At 63.6% G+C, this 22,396-nt stretch carries 20 protein-coding genes and 1 riboswitch; of the genes, 13 read left to right on the top strand and 7 right to left on the bottom strand.

Annotated features, from left to right (window positions below; all coding sequences use genetic code 11):
* Positions 1-528: 528 nt before the first annotated feature.
* A complete protein-coding gene (locus ABN482_RS10185) occupies positions 529-1,455 on the bottom strand; it encodes a LysR substrate-binding domain-containing protein (protein WP_349503882.1) in 927 nt (308 codons plus the stop codon).
* Between the two features lie 190 nt (positions 1,456-1,645).
* A riboswitch (S-adenosyl-L-homocysteine riboswitch) is annotated at positions 1,646-1,739 on the top strand.
* 79 nt (positions 1,740-1,818) lie between these two features.
* Between ABN482_RS10185 and ahcY the strand changes: the two genes are divergently transcribed.
* The 6 genes from ahcY (at position 1,819) to ABN482_RS10155 (ending at position 9,563) form a co-directional block, all read left to right on the top strand.
* Positions 1,819-3,237, top strand: a complete 1,419-nt coding sequence (ahcY, locus tag ABN482_RS10180; protein WP_349503881.1) for an adenosylhomocysteinase — start codon at positions 1,819-1,821, stop codon at positions 3,235-3,237.
* Between the two features lie 154 nt (positions 3,238-3,391).
* Entirely contained in the window at positions 3,392-3,730 is a 339-nt protein-coding gene (locus ABN482_RS10175) for a phage holin family protein (RefSeq protein WP_109063175.1), read from the top strand.
* Positions 3,731-3,746: 16 nt separating this feature from the next.
* On the top strand, positions 3,747-4,586 hold the full coding sequence (gene metF / locus ABN482_RS10170) for a methylenetetrahydrofolate reductase [NAD(P)H] (protein ID WP_349503880.1): 840 nt from the start codon (positions 3,747-3,749) through the stop codon (positions 4,584-4,586).
* 140 nt (positions 4,587-4,726) lie between these two features.
* Complete coding sequence (locus ABN482_RS10165) at positions 4,727-6,511, top strand: methyl-accepting chemotaxis protein (RefSeq protein ID WP_349503879.1); 1,785 nt, start codon at positions 4,727-4,729, stop codon at positions 6,509-6,511.
* Between the two features lie 202 nt (positions 6,512-6,713).
* On the top strand, positions 6,714-8,888 hold the full coding sequence (locus tag ABN482_RS10160) for a FepA family TonB-dependent siderophore receptor (protein WP_349503878.1): 2,175 nt from the start codon (positions 6,714-6,716) through the stop codon (positions 8,886-8,888).
* Between the two features lie 96 nt (positions 8,889-8,984).
* Positions 8,985-9,563 carry a TetR/AcrR family transcriptional regulator gene (locus tag ABN482_RS10155; RefSeq protein ID WP_349503877.1) on the top strand — a complete coding sequence of 193 codons (579 nt, stop codon included), beginning with the start codon at positions 8,985-8,987 and terminating at the stop codon, positions 9,561-9,563.
* Between the two features lie 67 nt (positions 9,564-9,630).
* Here ABN482_RS10155 and ABN482_RS10150 read toward each other — a convergent pair whose 3' ends face one another.
* Positions 9,631-10,254: a 5-formyltetrahydrofolate cyclo-ligase gene (locus ABN482_RS10150; protein ID WP_349503876.1), complete on the bottom strand. Its 624-nt coding sequence runs from the start codon at positions 10,252-10,254 to the stop codon at positions 9,631-9,633.
* Positions 10,255-10,269: 15 nt separating this feature from the next.
* Between ABN482_RS10150 and ABN482_RS10145 the strand changes: the two genes are divergently transcribed.
* Together ABN482_RS10145 and ABN482_RS16480 are read left to right on the top strand one after the other, a co-directional pair.
* Positions 10,270-12,318: a lytic transglycosylase domain-containing protein gene (locus ABN482_RS10145; RefSeq protein ID WP_349503875.1), complete on the top strand. Its 2,049-nt coding sequence runs from the start codon at positions 10,270-10,272 to the stop codon at positions 12,316-12,318.
* Positions 12,319-12,329: 11 nt separating this feature from the next.
* Entirely contained in the window at positions 12,330-13,541 is a 1,212-nt protein-coding gene (locus tag ABN482_RS16480; protein ID WP_502877276.1) for a tRNA nucleotidyltransferase/poly(A) polymerase-related protein, read from the top strand.
* 14 nt (positions 13,542-13,555) lie between these two features.
* On the opposite strand, the gene ABN482_RS10135 is transcribed toward ABN482_RS16480, so the two are convergent.
* Complete coding sequence (locus tag ABN482_RS10135; RefSeq protein ID WP_349503874.1) at positions 13,556-14,305, bottom strand: phosphoglycolate phosphatase; 750 nt, start codon at positions 14,303-14,305, stop codon at positions 13,556-13,558.
* A 90-nt stretch (positions 14,306-14,395) separates the two neighbouring features.
* A complete protein-coding gene (gene rpe / locus ABN482_RS10130) occupies positions 14,396-15,118 on the bottom strand; it encodes a ribulose-phosphate 3-epimerase (protein WP_349503873.1) in 723 nt (240 codons plus the stop codon).
* Positions 15,119-15,200: 82 nt separating this feature from the next.
* Here rpe and apaG point away from each other — a divergent pair, with 82 nt between their 5' ends.
* The 4 genes from apaG to ABN482_RS10110 are packed head-to-tail and all read left to right on the top strand — an operon-like array spanning position 15,201 to position 18,981.
* On the top strand, positions 15,201-15,575 hold the full coding sequence (gene apaG, locus ABN482_RS10125) for a Co2+/Mg2+ efflux facilitator ApaG/CorD (RefSeq protein ID WP_109063166.1): 375 nt from the start codon (positions 15,201-15,203) through the stop codon (positions 15,573-15,575).
* A gap of 36 nt (positions 15,576-15,611) precedes the next feature.
* Positions 15,612-16,934: a murein transglycosylase A gene (gene mltA, locus ABN482_RS10120; RefSeq protein ID WP_349503887.1), complete on the top strand. Its 1,323-nt coding sequence runs from the start codon at positions 15,612-15,614 to the stop codon at positions 16,932-16,934.
* A gap of 12 nt (positions 16,935-16,946) precedes the next feature.
* Entirely contained in the window at positions 16,947-18,140 is a 1,194-nt protein-coding gene (locus ABN482_RS10115) for an FAD-dependent monooxygenase (RefSeq protein WP_349503872.1), read from the top strand.
* A gap of 37 nt (positions 18,141-18,177) precedes the next feature.
* Positions 18,178-18,981 (top strand): DsbC family protein, encoded by an 804-nt coding sequence (locus tag ABN482_RS10110; protein WP_349503871.1) that lies wholly within the window; start codon positions 18,178-18,180, stop codon positions 18,979-18,981.
* Positions 18,982-18,993: 12 nt separating this feature from the next.
* Here ABN482_RS10110 and ABN482_RS10105 read toward each other — a convergent pair whose 3' ends face one another.
* The 3 genes from ABN482_RS10105 to glpK all read right to left on the bottom strand — a co-directional run bounded on the left by ABN482_RS10105 (position 18,994) and on the right by glpK (position 21,899).
* On the bottom strand, positions 18,994-19,530 hold the full coding sequence (locus ABN482_RS10105) for a hypothetical protein (RefSeq protein ID WP_349503870.1): 537 nt from the start codon (positions 19,528-19,530) through the stop codon (positions 18,994-18,996).
* Between the two features lie 95 nt (positions 19,531-19,625).
* A complete protein-coding gene (locus tag ABN482_RS10100) occupies positions 19,626-20,387 on the bottom strand; it encodes a sulfite exporter TauE/SafE family protein (RefSeq protein ID WP_349503869.1) in 762 nt (253 codons plus the stop codon).
* Positions 20,388-20,408: 21 nt separating this feature from the next.
* Positions 20,409-21,899, bottom strand: coding sequence for a glycerol kinase GlpK (glpK, locus tag ABN482_RS10095; RefSeq protein WP_349503868.1), 1,491 nt, complete (start codon positions 21,897-21,899; stop codon positions 20,409-20,411).
* 134 nt (positions 21,900-22,033) lie between these two features.
* On the opposite strand from glpK, the gene ABN482_RS10090 reads away from it, so the two are divergent.
* Positions 22,034-22,357: a copper-binding protein gene (locus ABN482_RS10090; protein ID WP_349503867.1), complete on the top strand. Its 324-nt coding sequence runs from the start codon at positions 22,034-22,036 to the stop codon at positions 22,355-22,357.
* The last annotated feature ends 39 nt before the right edge of the window (positions 22,358-22,396 follow it).

The raw sequence follows: 22,396 nt of genomic DNA, 5'->3' as shown, positions 1-22,396 counted from the left end.
AGTAGTTGCCCGATACCGGGGCCACCCACTTGCCGCCAATGTAGTTCTCGTACTTGCTCTTGAAGGGAAAATCGAGGTCAATCCCGAACTGCTTGAGATCAAATAATGTCATGGTGTCTCTGCTGCTTGAATCTTATATATGGCGTTGGATGCTTTTCTGGTCTGCTTTTTCAATCACTTCTTTATGTCAGGTCTCCTGTCTGTTTCGTTTTTGAATATCGATAGGGCTTTCCAATCAAATCCATAGTCTTTGTGTGGTTTTTAAAAATATAGCGGATCGGATTTCGCGGGGGTATGGCCAAGGATTGAACAGATTGTTCGGTGCCATGAACGCTTGCGATCAGGCTCTGTCCCCGTTAGTCGAAATCGGGTGAGAAAAGGGATGGGAAGCGTTGCGGCACGGTGCGCAACGCCAAAATGGCATGCAGAACGACCGGATTTTTCCGGTGCGTTCTGTCGGGATGGGCTGGAGGAGGGAGAGCGGTTTGCTTGATAAAGATCAAGCGAGGGGATGGCCTGTCTTTATTTTCAGAAAGGCAGGTGTACTAGGCGTTGCGCCAGGAAATTGACCAGTGCGCGCACGCCTGGCATCAGGCCGCGTCGGGTGGGATAGACGAAGTGGCCGATATTGCGGGGGTATGACCACTCAGGCAGCAGCGGCTCGACGTGCCCTGCTTTAAGGAGTGGTATGGCGATGATGTCCGGCAGGACGGCAGCTCCCAGACCGGCGCATACCGCTTCCTGCAAAATGTGGAAATCGCTGCATACCAGGCGTGGAGACACGTTGATATTGACCGTGTCTGTTTGTTTTGAGAGGGGGATGTTGCGCCGCTCTTCGGCGTCCACCATGGATAGAAAAGGCAAGTTGGCCAACTGCTCGGGGCAATCGATTCGCGCATGCGTATCCCATAGCTTGGGGCTGGCGATCAGCATGGGTTGGGAAATGCCAAAGATGCGTGCGACCAGATCATGGTCGGTATCCAGCTCGCTGCGGACACGGATGGACACGTCGAAACCTTCGCTGAGCAGGTCGAAATGCCCGCTCTTGACGCGCAGGTGCACCTGGATACGCGGGTATTGCTCCATGAACTCGACCAGCAGGCGCGGCATGATGGATTGGGCGAACGAGGGCGGGCAGCTCAGGCGGACAAAGCCCTGCGGCTCACGCTGCAGGGCGGTCATGATGTCGCGTGCGTTCTGGGCCTGCTGGAGCACGCTCCTGCAATTGGCCAGGAAGATGTCACCGGCTTCCGTGATGGAGAAGTGGCGTGTGGTGCGCTGGAACAGGCGCATGCCGAGCTCGGTTTCCAGTTGGGAAATGTGCTGGCTGAGGCGTGACTTGGGGACGCCGAGCAGGCGTGCTGCTGCAGAGAAACCACCGGCATCGGCGACGGCGACGGCAAATTTGAGATCATTGAGATCGGGCCACGCGTTGAGGAGGTCGGATGTAGGCATCGGCAATGGTGGGTTGGGTGACAGATGTTCGCCGCATTCTGTGGCAGCACAGTCTGTCGTGTCACGACAAGGACTGTCAATGCAGCGAGAATTGTCAATGAGCGGCAGGGGGGGCTGTGTAGATAGACCATGTATCGATGCGCAGGTTCCTTGATAAAAATATTGCAGGTACAATGCCTCTCGCTTTGAAGAATCCGAGGAGCGTTGCGACGGGCACAGGCCCGCCAGGCTCGGATTCCATACCGGCAGTGCAATACTGCCGGCAGCAACGACGCTCACCTCATTTTCTGTGCAGACAGGCCGAGGTGAGACGCGCAATGCGCGGTTGCCCGTTCTGTGTGCTCCCGTCCGGAGAACGACACCATGACCGCAGCAGCAACCGCCAATTTCACTGACTACACAATCGCCGACATCGGCCTGGCCGAATGGGGCCGTCGCGAGATCGCGATCGCCGAAACCGAAATGCCCGGCCTGATGGCCACCCGTGAAGAGTTCGCCGCCAGCCAGCCCCTCAAGGGTGCGCGCATCGCCGGCAGCCTGCACATGACCATCCAGACGGCTGTGCTGATCCAGACCCTGCAGGCACTGGGTGCCGAAGTGCGCTGGGCCTCGTGCAACATCTTCTCGACCCAGGACCATGCCGCTGCCGCCATCGCTGCCAGCGGTACGCCGGTGTTTGCCGTCAAGGGCGAGACGCTGGAAGACTACTGGCGCTATACCCACGAAATTTTCAACTGGCCCGACCACCGCCATGCCAACATGATCCTGGACGATGGCGGCGACGCCACGCTGCTGCTGCATCTGGGCGCGCGCGCCGAGCAGGATGCGTCCGTGCTGGCCAATCCCGGCAGTGCCGAGGAAAAAGTCCTGTTTGCCGCCATCCGCGAAACCCTGGCGCGTGATCCCAAGTGGTATTCGACCCGCCTGGCGCAGATCCAGGGCGTGACCGAGGAAACCACCACCGGCGTGCACCGCCTGTACCAGATGTCGCAGAAGGGCGAGCTGGCCTTCCCGGCCATCAACGTCAACGACTCCGTCACCAAGTCCAAGTTCGACAACCTGTACGGTTGCCGCGAGTCGCTGGTCGACGGCATCAAGCGCGCCACCGATGTGATGGTGGCCGGCAAGATCGCCGTGGTGGCCGGCTATGGTGATGTGGGCAAGGGCTGCGCTCAGGCGCTGGCCGCGCTGCGCGCCCAGGTCTGGGTGACCGAGATCGATCCGATCTGCGCACTGCAGGCCTCGATGGAAGGCTTCAAGGTCGTGACGATGGAAGAGGCAGCCGACAAGGCTGATATCTTCGTGACCACCACCGGCAATTACAACGTGATCCGTCGCGAGCACATGGAGCGGATGAAGGACCAGTCCATCGTCTGCAACATCGGCCATTTCGACAATGAAATCGATGTGGCCGCCATCGAAGACTGCCAGTGGGAAGAAATCAAGCCGCAGGTCGATCACGTGATCTTCCCCGATGGCAAGCGCATCATCCTGCTGGCCAAGGGCCGCCTGGTCAACCTGGGCTGCGCCACCGGCCACCCCTCTTTCGTGATGTCGGCATCCTTCACCAACCAGACCATCGCTCAGATCGAGCTGTTCACGCGCGGCGAAGCCTACGAGTCGGGCAAGGTCTACATCCTGCCCAAGCACCTCGACGAAAAGGTCGCCCGCCTGCATCTCAAGAAGCTCGGCGTGCAGTTGACCGAACTCACGCCCGAACAGGCCGCCTATATCGGTGTGTCGGTCAAGGGGCCTTACAAGGCCGACCACTACCGCTATTGATGCGGCGGGCTGGCGACCGCCGCTGCACCCGTCCGAATCGGGAGGGGCAACTGCAGCGGCGCAGTACGCCGGCCTTTGTTGCGTTCCATTTGGCCTGCCGTTACGCTGTCGCGACAGGCTGCACTTGCGCTGTCTGACCTACAGGAGATCTCTCATGACGCTGATTCTGGTATGGATTCTGAATGCGGTATCGCTGCTGGCCGTTGCCTATCTGCTGCCCGGCATCGCGGTCGCCAGCTTCGGCTCGGCATTGATCGCCGCGCTGGTGCTGGGGTTGCTCAACGCGCTGGTCAAGCCGGTGCTGATTTTCCTGACGCTGCCGATCACGATCGTCACGCTGGGGCTGTTCCTGATTGTTCTCAATGCGCTGCTGTTCTGGTTTGCAGGTTCGATCCTCAAGGGTTTCCAGGTCAACGGTTTCTGGTGGGCAGTGGCCGGTGCCATCCTGTACAGCCTGATCTCGGGTCTGCTTTCGAACCTGGTAAACGCATAACTTTTTCTCTTTTCCTATGACCAAGCCCGATCTGAGTCTGGAGTTCTTCCCGCCGCGCGACCTGGCCGCCCAGGAGCGGCTGGTACGCACGGCCAAACAGTTGCTGGCCGTGCATCCGCGTTACGTCAGCGTCACGTTCGGTGCCGGCGGGTCCACCCGTGAGGGTACTGCCCGTACGGTCGGCACGTTCCGTAATTTCGGCTGCGATGCGGCACCACACCTGTCCTGCGTGGGCTCCAGCCGTGATGATCTGCGCCAGATTCTGCAGTCGTATCGCGAGCAGGGCGTGCGGCGCGTGGTGGCCTTGCGCGGCGACCTGCCGTCGGGCATGGGGCCGGAGGCGGGCGAACTGCGTTATGCGGCGGAGCTGGTGGCTTTCATCCGCGAGGAAACCGGCGACGCTTTCCATATCGAAGTGGCCGCTTATCCCGAGATGCACCCCCAGGCTGCAGGACCGGGCGAGGATCTGGCACATTTTGCCGCCAAGGTCAGGGCCGGTGCGGATGGCGCGATCACGCAGTATTTCTTCAATGCCGATGCCTATTTCGACTTTGTCGACCGGGCCCGGGCTGCTGGCGTCGATGTTCCGATCATCCCGGGCATCATGCCGATCACCAACAACAGCCAGTTGTCGCGCTTTTCGGCCATGTGTGGTGCCGAGATCCCGCGCTGGATCAAGTTGCGGCTCAATGAGTATGGCGATGACCGCGCCTCGATCAAGGCGTTCGGTACCGAGGTGATCACCGACATGTGCCGGCGCCTGCTCGATGCCGGCGTGCCGGGGCTGCATTTCTATACGCTGAATCAGGCCGACCCGGTATTGGATATCTGGCGCGGACTGGGGCTCGAGAATTAGCGTTTGACTGGCATATCCGGTTTCTTTTCGGGTATGCCTTATGTCATATTCTGTCGGGTTATTGCATGTAAAATGTAAGATAATTTTTTTGATGCAACCAAAATGTGCTGATGGCGCAGCCACGGCCAGGGGAAGGTGTGATGCGTGTCTTTGCAAACATGAAACTGGGTCGGCTTCTTGCCGTGGGATTCGCAGGCGTGATCGCGGTGGGTGTGCTGGTGGCGGCATTCGCGGCCCTGCGCCTGGATGCCGCCAACGACCTGCAAGGCCTGACCCAGGCACGGCTCAATGACCTCAACATGCTGCAGGAGGTCAAGAACAACGCCAATCTGAGGGCCCGGTTGCTGCGTGATGGTGCGGTCGATGCCGCGCTGCGCGGACGTGCCGACGATGTGCGCAGCCTCGAGCAGGCGACCGCCCGCAATACCGAAATCCTGACAACCTTCCGCCGCCTGGTCAATGGCGCTGCTTCGCTGCCCGGCATCGACCAGCGTGAAGTGGCCGAGGCTTCGGGCCTGCTGGGCCGGATCGAACAGACCCGGCCTGCCTACCTGGATGTATCGGACAAGGCGTGGCAGCGGATCATGGCAGGCGATGCCGAAGGTGCCCGCGGCCTGATTGCGGGACCGCTGCGTACCGTGCAGGTGGCCTATTTCGATGCCGTCGATGCCATGATCGCTTATCAGAGCAGGGTTACGCTCGGTACGTCGGCACAATCCGAGCGGGATTTGCATCAGGCGCTGGTGATCCTGCTGGTGCTGACGATCGTGTCGGTCTTGCTGGGCTGCGTGGTGGCCTGGACGATTACCCGTCGCATCAAGACACAACTGGGTGGCGAGCCGGTCTATGCGGCCCGGATTGCCCAGGATATTGCCCAGGGCAACCTGGCGATCGAGGTCGAGGTGCATGCCGGTGATACGACCAGCGTACTGGCCGCCATGCGTGCAATGCGCAACAGCCTGGCCCAGGTCGTGGGCGAGGTGCGCCAGAGCAGTGAATCGATTGCGACTGGCTCCAGCGAAATCGCCAGTGGCAACGCTGATCTTAGCCAGCGTACCGAAGAACAGGCGTCCAGCCTGGAGCAGACGGCTGCAGCGATGGAGCAGATGAATTCCACGGTTCGCCAGAATGCTGATACGGTCGATACCGTGGCGCAACTGGCCAACTCGGCCAGTACGACAGCGGTGCGCGGCGGCGAAGTCGTCGGCGACGTCGTGCGGACGATGGAAGCCATCACGGCCAGTTCCCGCAAGATCGCCGATATCACCGGCGTCATCGATTCGATCGCCTTCCAGACCAATATCCTGGCGCTCAATGCCGCCGTGGAAGCCGCGCGTGCCGGTGAGCAGGGCAAAGGATTTGCCGTGGTGGCTGGCGAAGTGCGCACGTTGGCCCAACGGTCGGCCCAGGCCGCCAAGGAGATCAAGGACCTGATCGGCGAGAGTGTTTCCAAGGTCGAGGATGGCGCGCAGCAGGTCGGCGAAGCGGGCTCCACGATGAGCGAGATCGTTGACCAGGTGAAGCGCGTTGCCGACCTGATTGCCGAGATCGGGGCCGCTACGCATGAACAGACGCAGGGCATTTCCCAGGTCGGTGATGCCGTCAATCAGCTGGATCAGGTCACTCAGCAGAATGCCGCACTGGTCGAGCAGTCTGCTGCCGCTGCTGCCAGCCTCAATGAGCAGGCTGCGCGGCTGGTCGAACTGGTCAGTGTATTTCGCCTTGGCGTGACCGGTACCTCTGATGCTGTGCAGGTACGGCCTGCCGCACGTATTCAGTCATCGGGTCGCACGGCAGCACCGGTGCGCCGACCGGTCGCCAGAACAGCCCCTGCCAAGGCGCGACCGGCTGCTGCGCTTGCGCATGACAAGACCAGCACGCCCAGGGCTGCGGCCGACAAGGCGGATGACTGGGATACGTTCTAGGGTCGATGCCCCCTTCTTCTGCAGGTAGTCCGCAGCACCTTTCAGGTGCTCGGACTGAGTCACTGGCGTTGCTGATGTTGCAAATCAAAACCATACCCAATAAACTACCGTCCGTTAGGTTTTCTAACGTACGGTAGTTAGTTTTGAGGAGCCAGTTGTGCAGAAAAACAGGAATCGTGCCGCTGCGATACAAGGGGGATCGTTGCATACCAGTATCTGGGTAATGCTGGCGCTCGGGGTCGTGGCCAGTCCATGGAGCCGCGCCGAGGCCCAGGAGACTCAGAATGAGCAGGCAGTGCATTCGCTGGACTCGGTCCAGGTGCTGGGGACCGCCGAAGAGCAGATGAAGCAGGCGCTGGGCGTGTCGGTCATTACCAGCCAGGATATCGAGAATACGCCGCCGGCCAATGATCTGGCCGACATCATCCGCCGCCAGCCGGGGGTCAATCTGACGGGCACCAGTGGGTCGGGCATCCGGGGCAACAATCGCCAGATCGATATCCGTGGGATGGGGCCGGAGAATACGCTGATCCTGATCGATGGCGTACCGGTGCGCTCACGCAACGCCGTGCGCTATGGCTGGGGTGGTGACCGAGACTCGCGGGGTGATACCAACTGGGTCCCCGTGGAAATGGTGGAAAGCGTCGAAGTCCTGCGTGGACCGGCTGCGGCGCGCTATGGCTCGGGTGCCATGGGGGGCGTGGTCAGCATCCGCACCAAGGGCGTGGCGGACAAGCCGACCGGTTCCGTCACCTACTACACCAACCAGCCTGACGACAGCAAGGAAGGCGCGACCAACCGGGTCAATCTCAGCCTGAGCACGCCGATCACCGAGACGCTGGGCATCCGTGCCTACGCCAACTGGAATCATACCGACCCGGACTCGCTGAACATGGCTGCGGGGTACAACAATCGCTTCCGCCATGCGATTGCCAATGGCCGCGAAGGGGTGGTCAACAAGGATGCCAATGTGCTGCTGGCCTGGAAGCCGAGCAGCGCACATTCTTTTGACCTGGAAACCAGCTATTCCCGCCAGGGAAACCGTTATGCCGGCGATTCACCGTTCTGGCACGATGATGGGATCGATGGGCTGTATGACTCGGAAACCAATGTCATGTATCGCCAGGCGGTGTCGCTGACCCATCGGGGACGATACGACTGGGGCGACTCCCTGCTGAGCGCGGCCTATGATGTCACCCGCAACCATCGCCAGCGTGAAGGCCTGTCGGGTTCGGTGGAAGGGGCTCCCGGCAGTGGCGGTGATGATCTGGGCGTGTTCGATACGGCCCGTTTGCGCACGGTGCAATTGCGTGGCGAAGTCAATGTGCCATTTGCCGTGGCGGATGTGGCACAGGTGCTGACCGTAGGGGCAGAGTATTTACGCGAATCGCTCAACGATCCGGGGGGCATGCGCGATAGCCTGAATGCCCAGCAGGGCAGCGCGACCCGGGCCAGACAGGCGAGCCAGGCCATCTACGTGGAAAGCAACATCGAGGCCAGTGAGAACCTGACGCTGACACCGGGCATGCGCTTCGACCACAGCGATACCTTTGGTTCCAACTGGAGCCCCAGCCTGAATGCGGAGTATTGGCTGACATCGGCCTGGTCCATCAAGGGTGGCATTGCCCGAGCCTACAAAGTGCCCAACCTCTACCAGGCGACCGAGAACTACGTCTTGAACAGCCGGGGCATGGGATGCTGGATGGGCAATGGCCCGTGCTACCTGGTCGGCAATCCGGATCTCAAGCCCGAAACCAGCATCAACAAGGAAATCGGGGTGTCCTACGATCCGGGCGACTGGCGCTTCAGCGTGGCGTATTTCCGCAATGACTACAAGAACAAGGTGGATGCCGGCACGACCAGTGTGGGCACCATCGGCGGTTCACAGGTCTACCAATGGACCAATACCGGCAAGGCACTGGTGCAGGGGTTGGAAGGCAATCTGTATTTCCGGCTGGGCGAGTCCGTGGAGTGGAACAACAACCTGACCTACATGATTGATGCCGAGCGTCGTTCGGGACGCTTCAAGGGCGAGCCGCTGAGCATCATTCCCGAGTTCACGCTCAACTCCACGCTGGACTGGTCCGTCAATCAGCGCCTGTCGCTGGGGGCCACGCTGACCTGGTACGGTGTGCAGACGCCGCCTTCGCTGGCCCAGACGGGGCGGGAGATGAGCAATCAGGAGCGCATCAGTCCCTATGCCATTGCGGGTGTCAGTGCCGGCTACGTCGTCAATTCCAATCTGCGCCTGCGTTTCGGGATCAGCAACCTGTTCGACAAGCGGCTCTACCGGGGGGGCAATGCCGAGGATGCCGGGGCCTATACGTACAACGAACGCGGCCGCGCCTATTACGCCCGGATAACGGCCTCGTTCTAGGCCGGATGACTGGCCTGGCCAACAGGCTGGGCCGGCCGTTCGGGCGGGTGGCAGGGCCATGCTACGATGGCCGCTTTCATCGCCACCGGATAGACCATGACCGCCATTCGCCTGCAGGATGCTGCACTGGCCCGCTTTGCCAGGCAGGGGTTCGATGCGACGTCGCTGGCCGAGATCGCTGCGGATGTCGGTATCAAGAAGCCCTCCATCTATGCGCATTTCCAGAGCAAGGATGAGCTGTATCTCAGCCTGATCCCCAGGCTGGTGGAGGCCGAGCTGGAACATGCCGGCCAGGTGCTGCATGGTGGCCAGGGGGCCGTCGGGCAATTGCGGGCCTACCTGCAGGACATTCGCACGCGGTATGAAAATTCCGAGCATGTGGCCTTCTGGTTCAAGGCGCTGCTGGCTCCCCCCCTGCATATCTATGATGCGGTGATGGCTCCGATGCATGTCTTCATGGACAGTCTTGAAGACATCATCCGTACGGCGATCAAGGGTTCTCCGCTGGCCGGGAACCGTCGCGGTCTGTCCATTGAAACGCTGACGCTGACCTATATGGGACTGATCGATGCGCTGCAGTCCGAGCTGATCTATGGCGGAACGGACAAGTTCGAGCGGCGGCTCGATGCGATGTGGCAGGTTTTTGAAACTGCGGCGGGTGATATCGAGCGTTGACTGGAGCGTCTGCTCACCTGGCGCTGTCCGGGGCGCTTGCCGTTCGCCCCGGCAGGATGCCGGGCTGTCAGGGTGCCTCGGGCACCCATTTGGCTTCGGTGGCAATGGCATCGAGCCTGAAGTCATGATCGGCAGGCGGATGATCCTTGCGCTTGAACTCGCCGATCGACCAGGCCACGCCGATGGTCACGAAGGCGTGGCCATCATCGCGCAATGCGGCCAGGGTGCGGTCATAGTAGCCGCCGCCATAGCCTAGCCGGTCGGCCTCGCGGGTGTAGCCCAGCGTCGGCACCAGGATGATGTCGGGCGTCAGCCACTGGCCTTCGGCCGGCTCCTCGATGCCGTGCAGGCCTGCCTGCATGGGCGTATCCGTTGTCCATTGGCGAAAGCGCAGCGGCTGGCCGGGCTGGTCGATGACCGGCAGGGCCAGCGTATGGCCTTCTTCCTGGTCCCATTTGCGCAGCAGCGGCCGCAGGTCGGGCTCCAGCTCCAGGGGCCAGTAGGCGGCAATCACCGGCGGCGGGCTGTCTTCGGGGCGTTCCGACAGGTGTATCGCCAGCCAGGTGTGCAGGCGTGCGCGGATACGCAGGCCGCTGTTGTTGCGCTCTTCTGACGTGGTTTTGGCGCGGGCGTCGCGCAATCGCTTTCGCAGCGTGTCTGCGTTATCCTGTGCGGTGTTGCAGGTATTCATGATCGTGGAGGTGCCATGGAGTTCGGGGCAAAGACCAGACGGTATCAGAAATCCGCCGTGCCGGGTATGCCGCGCAGGGCCATGGCGCTGGCTGCGCATCTTGTGGCCGGCCTGGGGCTGGCGTGCAGTGTGCAGGCGCAGCAACTGGCGTCGCTCGATCCTACGCTGGCACCCATGTCCACGGCGGTGCCGGCGGCACAGATTTCCGAGGTCGTGATCCAGGCCCGCGAGGCCTATGATCGCAAGCAGCAGGCAAAGCTGGATACGGCCCTGCAGGCGGCGCAGGGTGATCCCTTGCAGATCTATGTCGAGTACTGGTGGCTGCGCAGTCGTCTGGCGCAGCGGGCACCCTTGCCCGAAGAGCAGGCCAGCGAGTTCCTGAAGCGCTATCCCGGTACGTTCGTGGCTGATCGCATCCTGCGTGACTGGGTGCTGGCCGAGGTGCGGCTGGGTAACTACAGCAAGGCGCTGCAACTCGATGTGCATCAGGTCAACGATGCGCAGGTGCAGTGCGCCCGGATCGAGGCGGCGCAGGCGACCGGGCAAGCGGTCAATGCCAGCGAGGCGCTGGCGGCACACCGGCCCGGCAATGCCTGCTGGTCGATGATGAACCGGCTGGTATCGGCCGGCGTTGTGCAAAACGCACATCTCACGACGCTTTTGCGTGATGCCATCGAGGTCAACGAGCTGCCGCAGGCGCGGCGCTATGCCCGCTATCTGTTCGATGCCGAGCGGCTCAAGACCTACGATGCCATTCTCAAGGAACCGATGCAGTGGCTGGCGCTGCAGCCTCGTCCGGCTGCCAGCGCCCTGGATCGCGAACTGGTGCTGATTGCGCTGGCCCGACTGGCCCGCAAGGACCGCGATGTTGGCGATACCTACCTGCGTGATCAATGGGCGGCTCATCTGCCCAAGACCGATCTGGCCTGGCTGCGCAGCCAGTTTGCCCTGATTGCGGCGCTCAACCTGGACCCGCGTGCCCACGACTGGTATCGCGAGGCCGGTCTGGAAGCCCGCATCGCACCCTACAACCAGGCCTGGCGCGTGCGCGCCGCGCTGCGCCAGCCGACCATCGACTGGGGCTGGGTGATGGGGGCCATCGATGCCATGCCTGCAGATGAGCGCGAAGCCGACAACTGGATCTACTGGCGCGCGCGCGGGCAGGCGGCCCAGGGGCAGACCCAGGCGGCCCAGGCTGCCTACGCCCGCATTGCCGACCGGTTCGGTTTCTATGGGCAATTGGCGGCCGAAGAACTGGGGCGCACCATTGCGCCGCCCCAGCGCGCCGCACCTGTGTCTCCGCAGGAACTGGCCGAGGCGCAATCCCATCCGGGGCTGCGCCGCGCCGTGTCGCTGTTCCACCAGGGCTGGCGGCGCGAAGCCGTGCCGGAATGGAATTTCTCGCTGCGCGGCATGAACGATCGCCAGTTGCTGGCGGCCGCCGAGTACGCGCGTCAGGAAGGCATCTATGACCGTGTCGTCAACACGTCCGAACTGACGCAGGGGCAGTTTGATTTCAACCAGCGCTACATCGCGCCCTTCGAGGGGCGCGTCACGGCCCAGGCTCGCCAGATCGACCTCGATCCGGCCTGGGTGTACGGGCTGATCCGCCAGGAGTCGCGTTTTGTCAGCAATGCGCGCTCGACGGTGGGTGCCTCGGGCCTGATGCAATTGATGCCGGCCACGGCCCGCTGGGTGGCCCGCAAGATCGGCATGTCGGATTTTCACCCGTCCAAGGTCAATGACTTCGATGTCAATACGCTGCTGGGCACCAATTATCTCAACATGGTGCTGACAGACCTGGGGGGTTCGCAGGTGCTGGCCAGTGCCGGCTACAACGCCGGTCCCGGACGCTCCGTGCGCTGGCGTGCCAGCCTGACGCACCGTGTCGAAGGGGCGATCTTCGCCGAGACCATCCCGTTTACCGAAACCCGCGATTACGTCCAGAAAGTGCTCTCCAATGCGGTCTACTATGCCGCACTGTTCTCGGGCCAGCCGCAGTCGCTCAAGACCCGCCTGGGCTATATCGAACCTTCGACGCAAACAACGGTGGCATTGCCGTGACCGAGGCATCCATGCAGGCCGACCCGTTGGTCGGCCTCCAGGTCTATGCCGTGGGCGGTGTGGTGCGTGATGGCTTGCTGGGGCTGCAACCGGGCGATCATGATTGGGTCGTCGTCGGCACGACCCCCGAAGAGATGACGCGTCGGGGCTTTCTGCCGGTGGGCGGGGATTTTCCGGTTTTCCTGCATCCGCAGACACATGAGGAATATGCGCTGGCCCGTACCGAACGCAAGTCCGGGCGTGGTTACCGTGGCTTCACGTTTCATACGGGCACTGATGTGTCGCTGGCCGATGACCTGCGCCGACGTGATCTGACGGTCAATGCCATTGCCCGCGATATGCATGGTCAGTTGTATGACCCGCTGGGCGGCGCGGCCGATGTCGAGGCCCGGATTTTCCGGCATGTGGGCGAGGCCTTCATGGAGGACCCGGTACGCATTCTCCGATTGGCCCGTTTCATGGCCCGTTTCGTCGATTTCTCGGTGGCCCCCGAAACCCTGGCGCTGTGCCGGCGCATGGTTGATGAGGGCGAAGTCGATGCCCTGGTGCCGGAACGGGTCTGGCAGGAATTGTCGCGCGGATTGATGTCGGCCCGGCCGGCACGCATGCTGGCCCTGCTTGCGCAGGTGGGCGCGCTTGAGCGGATCATGCCGGGGCTGGGAAGGCCTGTGCTGCCGTGGCAGTCTGGCGAGAAGGCAGTGGAACCGTTGAGGGCTGTTGAGCTGCAGGACGCCGTACTGGGTACGCCTGGCAGCGCTGGCACGATGGTTGCAATCGCAGATGATCTTGCGAAGACCACTGCATGGCAGATCCTGGATGTCGCCGCACAGGCAGGCCTGCCGCAGGCCTCCCGCTATGCGTTGCTGGTGAGCGGGGCCGCAGATGTGGCTGCACTGAGTGCACGCCTGCGGGTGCCTTCCGAGTGCGCAGATATGGCCCGTCTGCTGCAGACCGTGCTGGCAGACTTGCCGACCTCAGGTATGCCTGAGCAACAGTGGCGGATCATGGAGTACGGCGATGCCCTGCGCAAGCCGGCACGTTTCGAACAGTTATTGGATGCGGCCGCACTTTGCCTGCCAGTTGATCTGGCTGCATGGCAGCGCGCACTGGCAGCGGCCCGGCAGGTCGATGCCGGGGCCATCGCCCGGCAATGCGGGCGCGATGGTGGTGCGATCAAGGATGCCGTGCGGATGGCTCGGGTACAGGCGATTGCGGCTGCGTAGCGCCTGAGCGAGGTTTACTTCGGGTGGCCTGATCGCTGCGAAATCCAGCCCGCAATGGCTTCCAGCGACGGAATCACGGCATCGGCGTCCAGCGTGGCGACATCGTGGCCTTCGTTGTAGCCATAGGGCAGGATCAGCACCGGCATGCCGGCGGCACGCGCCGACAGGGCATCATTGACCGAGTCACCGATCATGACGGCTTCGCCGGGGGCGATGCCGAGCAGGTCGCAGGCGTGCTGCAACGGCATGGGATCGGGCTTCTTGCGGGGGCAGGTGTCGCCGCTCACGATGACCTCGAACCAGTGCGTCAGGCCTGTACGCTCCAGCAGCGGCAAAGTGAAGGCCGTCGGCTTGTTGGTGACCACGGCCAGTTTCAGGCCCGCTGCCTGCAAGGCTGCCAGCCCGTCCAGTACGCCAGGATAGGGCAGGGCCTGTTCGCCATTGACGCGGGCATAGTGTGTCTGAAACAGTGCCAGCCCTTCAGCCTGGCGTGCTGCATCGGCCTGATGCTCGGCTTCCAGGCCGCTGTCCAGTGAGCGCTGAACCAGGTCTTCTGCACCCTTGCCGACATAGGTGGCGATCAGGTCCTGCGGCAGGGTGGGCAGGCCGAGATCGGTGCGCATGGCGTTGACTGCCACGGCCAGGTCGGTGATGGTGTCGAGCAGGGTGCCGTCGAGATCGAGCAGCACGGCACGGATGCCGCTGCCCGTATCGGCATGGTCAGTCTGTGCGTCGGCGCGGATGGCGGAGAGGGAGTCGGTCATGTCCGTGGTTGTCCTCGGCTGGCAGGATGATGGCAGGGAAAACTGGCGCTCGGGCAGTTGGCATGTCAGGTTGCAGGGATCGTCGACGTCTCAGGCTTGCAGGCTGTCAGCTTTGAGGATTTCGGCGCGCATGGCCGAGATGCTGGCTGCGTAGTCGGACTGGCCGAAGATGGCCGAGCCGGCCACGAATGTGTCTGCACCGGCAGCACGGATTTCAGCGATATTGTCGGCCTTGACGCCACCATCGACTTCGAGCGCGATGGGCTGGCCACCCTGCTGTATCCACTGGTCGATGCGCTGGCGTACGGCACGCAGCTTCGGCAGGGTCGAGGGCAGGAACTTCTGGCCGCCGAACCCCGGATTGACCGACATCAGCAGTACCAGGTCGAGCTTGTCCATGACGTGATCCATCCAGTCCAGCGGCGTGGCCGGATTGAAGACCAGTCCGGCCTGGCAGCCGTGATCGCGGATCAGGCTCAGGGTGCGATCGACGTGGCGCGAGGCTTCGGGATGAAAGCTGATCAGGCTGGCACCTGCCTTGGCGAACATCGGCACCAGCGCATCGACCGGCTCGACCATCAGGTGTACGTCGATGGGAGCCTGCCCGACGTGCGGTCTGATGGCTTCGCACACCATTGGGCCGATGGTCAGGTTGGGGACGAAATGGTTGTCCATCACGTCGAAGTGAATCCAGTCGGCACCGGCAGCCAGGACGTTGCGGACCTCTTCGCCCAGGCAGGCAAAGTCGGCGGACAGGATGCTCGGCGCGATACGCGCGGGCGGCAGGGATTGGGGTGTTGCAATAACTGACATGGCGGGTGGGAGTCGGCAAAGGCAAATGGACGAATCTATGTCATCATTGTAGTTTGCCTTTGCGCCATGGGGATGCTGTTCCGTGAAAACCTATGACTTGAGCGTCACGGTCGTGCCGCAATACCTGCCCGACGAATCCGATCCTGCCCAGCCCCAGTATGTATTCGCCTACACGGTGCAGGTCGTCAACAGGGGATCGCAGCCGGCCCAGATCATCAGCCGGCACTGGATCATCACCGATGCCGACCAGCGGGTCGAGGAAGTGCGCGGCCTGGGCGTGGTCGGCAAGCAGCCGTTGCTGGCCCCTGGCGAAGTCTTCGAATACACCAGCGCCTGTCCGTTGCGTACCCCTGTCGGTACGATGCGCGGTGCCTATCATTGCGTCGGCGAGAACGGCATCCCGTTCGATGTGCCGATCGCCGAGTTTGTCCTGGCAGTGCCCAATGTGCTGCATTGAGCGGATTCATTCATGAAATACAACGCATTATCCTGCATCAGGCGTCTGGCGACGCTGTCCATGGCCGGCTGGCTGGCCGCCTGTACCACGGTGTCGTATGGCCCTGCCCAGCCGGGCAGTCCGGCGACCGACAGTGGCGGCACCGTCTCCACGTCGCCGTCCACCTCGGCCCCGGTGCCGGGCAGTGTCCTGTCGGTGCCCACGCAACCGCTGCCCGACAGCCCGGCCCGCAATCTGGCGGGTCGTTTCGTGGCCGCCGACTGGTCCGAGATGCCGGGCTGGCAGGCTGATGAGCTGGAGCAGGTCTGGCAGGCTTTCCTGCTCAACTGCCAGGGGCTGATGCGCCCGATTTCCGGCGGGCTGACCCTGCCTGCGCGCGCCACGCCGCCGGTCTGGCAACCTGTCTGCGCGGCTGCGCAACGCCAGGCACAGCAGCCCGGTGCGGCCTCGACGGCCCAGGTGCGCGCCTTCCTGCAGCAGCACCTGCGTCCCTGGCGCTTGCACGATGCGGGCGGCAAGGTTGCTACCAATACGGTCACCGGTTACTACGAACCTCTGGTCGTGGCCTCGCGCCAGCGTGGCGGACAGTTCCAGTGGCCGCTGTATGCCGTGCCGGATGACCTGCTCACCATCGATCTGGGCGGGCTCTATCCCGAACTGGCCGGCAAGCGTGTGCGCGGCAAGCTCGATGGCAATCGTGTCGTTCCCTACGACACGCGCGTGCAGTTGCAGTCAGCCGGCCGGCAGCCGGCTGCGATTGTCTGGGTCAACGACCCTGTCGATGCCGCCTTCCTGCAGATCCAGGGGTCGGGCCGTGCCTATCTGGCCGATGGGCCGGGCGCTGGCAGCACCATCCGGCTGGCCTATGCCAATCACAATGGTCAGCCGTTCCAGTCGATCGGCCGCTGGCTGATACAGAAGGGCGAGCTGACTGCCGGTCAGGCCTCGATGCAGGGTATCCGCGCCTGGGCGCGCGACAATCCGCACCGCGTCGAGGAAATGCTCAGCGTCAATCCGGCCGTGGTCTTCTTCCGCGAAGAGGCGATTGCCGACGAGGCAGCCGGCCCCAAGGGGGCCTATTCGCTGCCGCTCACTGAGCGCCGGTCGATTGCCGTCGATACCCAGTTCGTGCCGCTGGGCACGCCTGTGTTCCTGTCGACGACCTGGCCGGGCGACGCCCGTCCGCTCAACCGGCTGGTTTTCGCCCAGGATACCGGGGCGGCCATCAAGGGGGCGGCGCGTGCCGACTTTTACTGGGGTTACGGCGAAGAGGCCGGCAATATCGCCGGCCGCATGAAGCAGAACGGCCGCATGTGGGTGCTCTGGCCCCGTGCTGCGGGCACGCCTTCGGCACGATGAGGGTTGGCTGACATGAAAAAAACCTCGATTCTGGTGGCCGGCAGCGGCATTGCCGGGCTGGGGACAGCCCTGGCGCTGGCGCGCCGTGGGCAGCAGGTTGCGCTGGTCGGGCCACGTCCCGACATGCAGCCGCCTGATCTGGATGAGTATCACCCGCGTGTCTATGCGCTGTCGCCGGAAAGCCAGTCTTTCCTGGCAGGGCTGGGCGTCTGGGATGTGTTGCCTGCCAACCGCATCACGCCGGTACAGGCCATGGAAGTGCATGGCGACCAGCAGGGCAAGGTCACGCTGGAAGCCTGGCAGGCGGCCCGGCCCGCGCTGGCCTGGATCGTCGAGGCAGGGCTGCTCGAACGCACTCTGGCGCAGGCGGCATTGATGTCGGGCCTGAGCTGGCACGACAGGCGTTGCACCGGCTGGCACCATGACGGTCAGGCGTCGGTTCTCGAACTCGACCAGGGGCCGGCATTGCGGGCCGACCTGGTGGTGGCCGCCGATGGCGCGCGCTCGGCCGTCCGGGCGGCATCCGGTTTGGCGGTCGATTCCCACACCTATGGCGAAATGGGGATCGTGACCCATCTCGAGGCCGAACTGCCGCATCAGGGCGTGGCCTGTCAGTGGTTTTCCGAGGAGGGCATCGTGGCCCTGTTGCCCCTGCCGGATACGCGCGGAGGTCGCCACCTGGTGTCACTGGTCTGGTCCATGCCGCAGGATCAGGCCCGTGCCCTGCTGGACTGGCCGCAGGCGCAGCAGGAGACCTTCCTGGCCGAGCGCCTGGCGGTGCTGACCTCAGGTCGGCTGGGTCATCTGCGGGTACGCAGCGGGGTGCATGGCTTTCCGCTGTTCCTGGAACAGACCAGCAGCATGACCGGGCCGGGGCTGGCCCTGGTCAGCGATGCCGGGCATCGCGTGCATCCGCTGGCCGGCCAGGGTCTCAACCTGGGGCTGGGCGATGTCCGTGCGCTGGTCGATGCCGTGGCAGGTCGGGAACCTTTCCGGCATGCCGGAGACGAAAGAGTATTGAGTCGCTATCGCCGGGCACGGGCAGCACCGCTGCGCGCCATGAAGCTGGCCACGCACGGACTGCACAGTCTGTTTTCTTCGGAGCAGGTGCCGCTGGTCTGGCTGCGCAACCAGGGCATGGAGCTGGTCGAACGCTTGCCGTTCATCAAGCGGGCGCTCATCGACAATGCCGCCGGCCAGGGTTGACGCCGGGCGGACAGGACATAAAAGCCAAGGACAGGATATGCATAGACATGACATGGGCCGTTCCGGCCGCCTTACGACCGGCCTGCATCATGCACGGCGTCTGACCAGGGTGGCCGCTGCCTGCGCGCTGTCGCTGATGGGCGTGCTGGCCGCGCCAGCGGCCTGGGCCGCCACTACCGCTGTAGACGGTGCAGAGGCCGAGGCTGTCAAGCAGCGCTTCGAGGCCCGCTTCGACGGCCTGAAGGCCACGGCCGTGAACCCGACGCCCTATGGCCTGTATGAAGTCCAGCTCGATGATGAGCTGGTCTACGTCGATCCCGAGGTCAACTTCGTGCTGAACGGTTCGCTGATCGATGCCAAGACGCGCGAGGACGTCACCCGTGCGCGCAAGGAAGCCCTCAGTGCCATCGACTTCAGTGACTTGCCGACGGAACTGTCGATTCGCCAGGTCAAGGGTGACGGCTCCCGTCAGGTTGCGATCTTCGAGGATCCCAACTGTGGCTATTGCAAGGCCCTGCGCAAGACGCTCGAGGAGGTCGATAACCTGACCATCCATACGTTCCTGCTGCCCATCCTGGGGCCTGATTCCGTCACCAAGGCTACCAATGTCTGGTGTGCCAAGGATCAGGGCAAGGTCTGGGACGAGTGGATGCTCAAGGGGCGCACGCCGGCCCAGGCCAGTTGCGACGCGCCACTGCAGGACTGGACGGCGCTGGCCCGGACACTCAATATCCGGGGCACGCCTGCCGTATTCTTCGAGGATGGCACCCGCGTGGCAGGTGCCATGCCGCTCGATATGTTCAATAGCCGGCTGGAGCGAGCCAGCCAGGCAGCGCAGTAGCCGCTGGCGGGATCAGCGCGGCAGCGGCCGCGCGTAGGGCTCCCGGTCCGTTTCTACCGGATACGGTGCCGTGCCGTCCGGGGTGGCCTGCTGTGGGTCTGTCGGCATCTGGGGGGCTTGCGGGATGGCGATCATCCGCATCTGGCCGCCTTCCAGTACGCTGCCCTGTACCGCCACATCGCCCTGGTTGCGTATCAGGGCTTCGCAGGCCGCGCGCTCGGATGCGGGTTGCCACTGGCAGCGGCGCAGCGCATTGCGCATGTACACATCAGGATTGTCGTTGTCTGCCGCAGGTGCGGCGGGCGAGGCGGCGTTGCGCCTGCGCTCGGCCTGCATCGTGGCGGCTTCCCGCAGGCAGGCCTGCAGGTCGACGCTTTGGCTGTTCTGGTGGCAATATGCGGCGTCCTGTTCGTATTGGGCATCGCGCTGCGCGGCGGCGGTTGCTGTAGATCCGGTAGTCTGCGCGGCGGCTGGCGCAAGCCCGCCAAGCAGCAGGGCGGGCACGAACAGATAGGGCATGGAACGCGGCAGTCGAGTATGAAACGGCATGATGATTGACGCTCCAGAAGCATGTGGACGTTCATTCTACTGCGCACAGGGCAAGGGTCAATTGCCTGGCGCGTGAGAGTGAAACCGATCGTGTTTCAGGCTTTCAGGAAGAACACTACCGTCATGATGGCACCGGTCAGGATGACCACGGCACGCACCAGCCGTCGGGGCAGGCGGCGTCCCAGGATACCGCCGAGCAGGCCGCCGACGATACCGGCCAGCATCATCGGCAGGGCCAGGGACCAGACCAGCACATCGGCCCGAGCGTACAGGATGACGGCGATCAGGGTCAGCACGAATGACACCAGGTTCTTGGCACCATTGGCCATGCCCATGTCACGCATGCCCACCAGGCCCAGGGCCGCCAGCAACAGGATGCCGACGCCACCGTTGAAGTAACCGCCATAGAGCGTGACGCCGAACAGCACGGCGCGGGCCACCACGGCCGGCACTGCGCGACCTGCCCGGTAGATGCGCCCCAGCAGCCAGTCACTGGCCGCGAAGGCGACGGTGGCGACCAGCAGGAGCCAGGGCACGATACGCTGGAAGCCGGCATCGGGCGTGATGACCAGCAACGCAGCCCCCAGCCCGCCGCCCAGCGCCGAGATGCCCAGTACCCCGAGCCAGGACATGCCCGGTGGCGGGGCCATGTGGTTGCGAAAGGCATAGGTGGCCGACAGGTAGCCGGGCAGCAGCGCCAGCGTGCCCGTGGCGTTGGCGGCGACGGGCGGCACGCCGATATAGACCAGTGCGGGGAAGGTCAGGAAGCTGCCACCGCCGGCGATGGCGTTCAGCAGGCCGCCGGCCAATGCGGCGGCGAGCAGCAGTACGCTGTCCGTCAGGGCCAGTTGGCTCATGTCCATATCGTGTTCTCCCGGTCAGCGTGCCGTCGCCTGGCGCACGGCGTGTTCCCATTGAGCCATGCGGCCTTCGGCCTGGTCTCGCGACATGGCGGGTGTGAAGACGGCATCTGTGCGCCAGCGTGCGGCGATGGTGTCCAGGTCGAGATACAGCCCCGAGCCGATGCCGGCCAGATAGGCAGCACCGAGCGCAGTGGTCTCGATGTGGGCCGGACGCACCACCGGGATGCCGAGCAGATCGGCCTGGAATTGCATCAGCAGGTTGTTGACGCAGGCACCACCATCGACCCGTAGTTCGTGGATGTCCAGGCCCTGCTGTTCGGCGTCCTGGCGCATTGCGCGCAGCAGGGCCGTGCTCTGGAAGGCGATGCTTTCCAGTGCTGCGCGGGCAATGTGAGCCGCCGTGGCACCCCGCGTCAGGCCGGTGATGGTGCCACGCGCCTCGGGTTCCCAGTAGGGAGCACCCAGTCCGCCGAAGGCCGGCACGAACACCACGCCATCGCTGTCGGGCACGCTGGCGGCCAGCGCCTCGATCTCGGTACTGGCGCGGATGCAGCGCAAGCCATCCCGCAGCCATTGCACGACGGCACCGCCGATGAAAACGCTGCCTTCGAGAGCGTACTGTGCATCGGCCGAGGGCTGGGCGGCGCGGGTGGTGATCAGTCCATGCCTGGACGTATGCCGCTGGTCGCCGGTGTGCATGAGCATGAAGCAACCCGTGCCATAGGTATTCTTGACCTGGCCTGGCTTGTGGCAGGCCTGGCCGAAGAGGGCACTTTGCTGGTCGCCGGCGACCCCGGCGATGCGGATGGGCTGGCCGAACAGTTCCGGCGCAGTCGTGCCGTAGTCGGCAGCCGAGGGCCTGACTTCGGGCAGCACGCTGCGCGGGATGTTGAACAGGCCAAGCAGTTCGTCGCTCCAGTCGTTGCGCTCGATATCGAACAGCAGCGTGCGCGAAGCATTGCTGACATCGGTGGCATGGACCCGGCCTTGCGTCAGTTGCCAGATCAGCCAGGTATCGATGGTGCCGAAGGCCAGTTCGCCACGTTCGGCGGCTTCCCGCGCACCGGCGACATTGTCCAGCAGCCAGCGCAGCTTGGGTGCCGAGAAATAGGCATCGAGCACCAGGCCGGTCTTTTCCCGGATCAGAGGGGCCTGACCCTGGTCGCGCAGTGCGGCGCAGAAGGCTTCGGTACGGCGATCCTGCCAGACCAGGGCACGATGCAGCGGTTGGCCGGTATGGCGATTCCACAGCAGCGTGGTTTCGCGCTGGTTGGTGATACCGATGGCGCGGATACGGCTGGCGTCCAGGCTGGCCTGGCGCAGTGCCTGGCGGGCGGTCTCGAGTTGGCTGCGCCAGATATCGAGCGGATCATGCTCGACCCAGGCCGGCTGGGGATAGTGCTGGGGCAACTCCGCCTGGGCGCTGGACACGGCGTAGCCGTGCTCGTCGAAGACGATGCTGCGGGAGCTGGAGGTGCCCTGGTCGAGGGCCAGCAGGTAGGTCATGGCGCGTTCCTTCCACCTTGTTCTGTTATCCGGCAACGATAGCAGGAAAGCAGCGCAAAGACATGGCTGCCACGGGGCAGCCAAGGCAGCAGGTACAATCGGCAGGAGATTCCATCGAATAAGGGGAATGCATCATGAAGACCCGTCTGATGAGCGGATGGACGTGCCTTGTTGCCGCGTCACTGCTGGGCGTTGCTGCATGGGTGCCGGCTAGCACGGCCTGGGCACAGCAGGCGACAGCCAGCGGCGAGGTACGTCGCACGGACGCCCAGCAAGGCAAGATCACCATCAAGCACGAGGCGATTGCCGTCCTGGAGCTGCCTGCCATGACGCTGGTCTACCAGGCCGATCCCGCGGAACTGGCCGGCCAGATCAAGCCGGGCGATCGGGTGACATTCACGGCCGAACGCCGTGACGGCAAGTATGTGGTGATTGCCATTACCGTACGCCAGCCCTGAAACACGTCCGAACGTGGCGGCGGCTGGGCGATAATGGCG

This window comes from Corticimicrobacter sp. (genome assembly GCF_040137905.1).
GTDB lineage: Bacteria > Pseudomonadota > Gammaproteobacteria > Burkholderiales > Burkholderiaceae_B > Corticimicrobacter.
The sequence above is the reverse complement of the archived record's forward strand: the minus strand, read 5'-3'. Positions and strand labels throughout refer to the sequence as shown.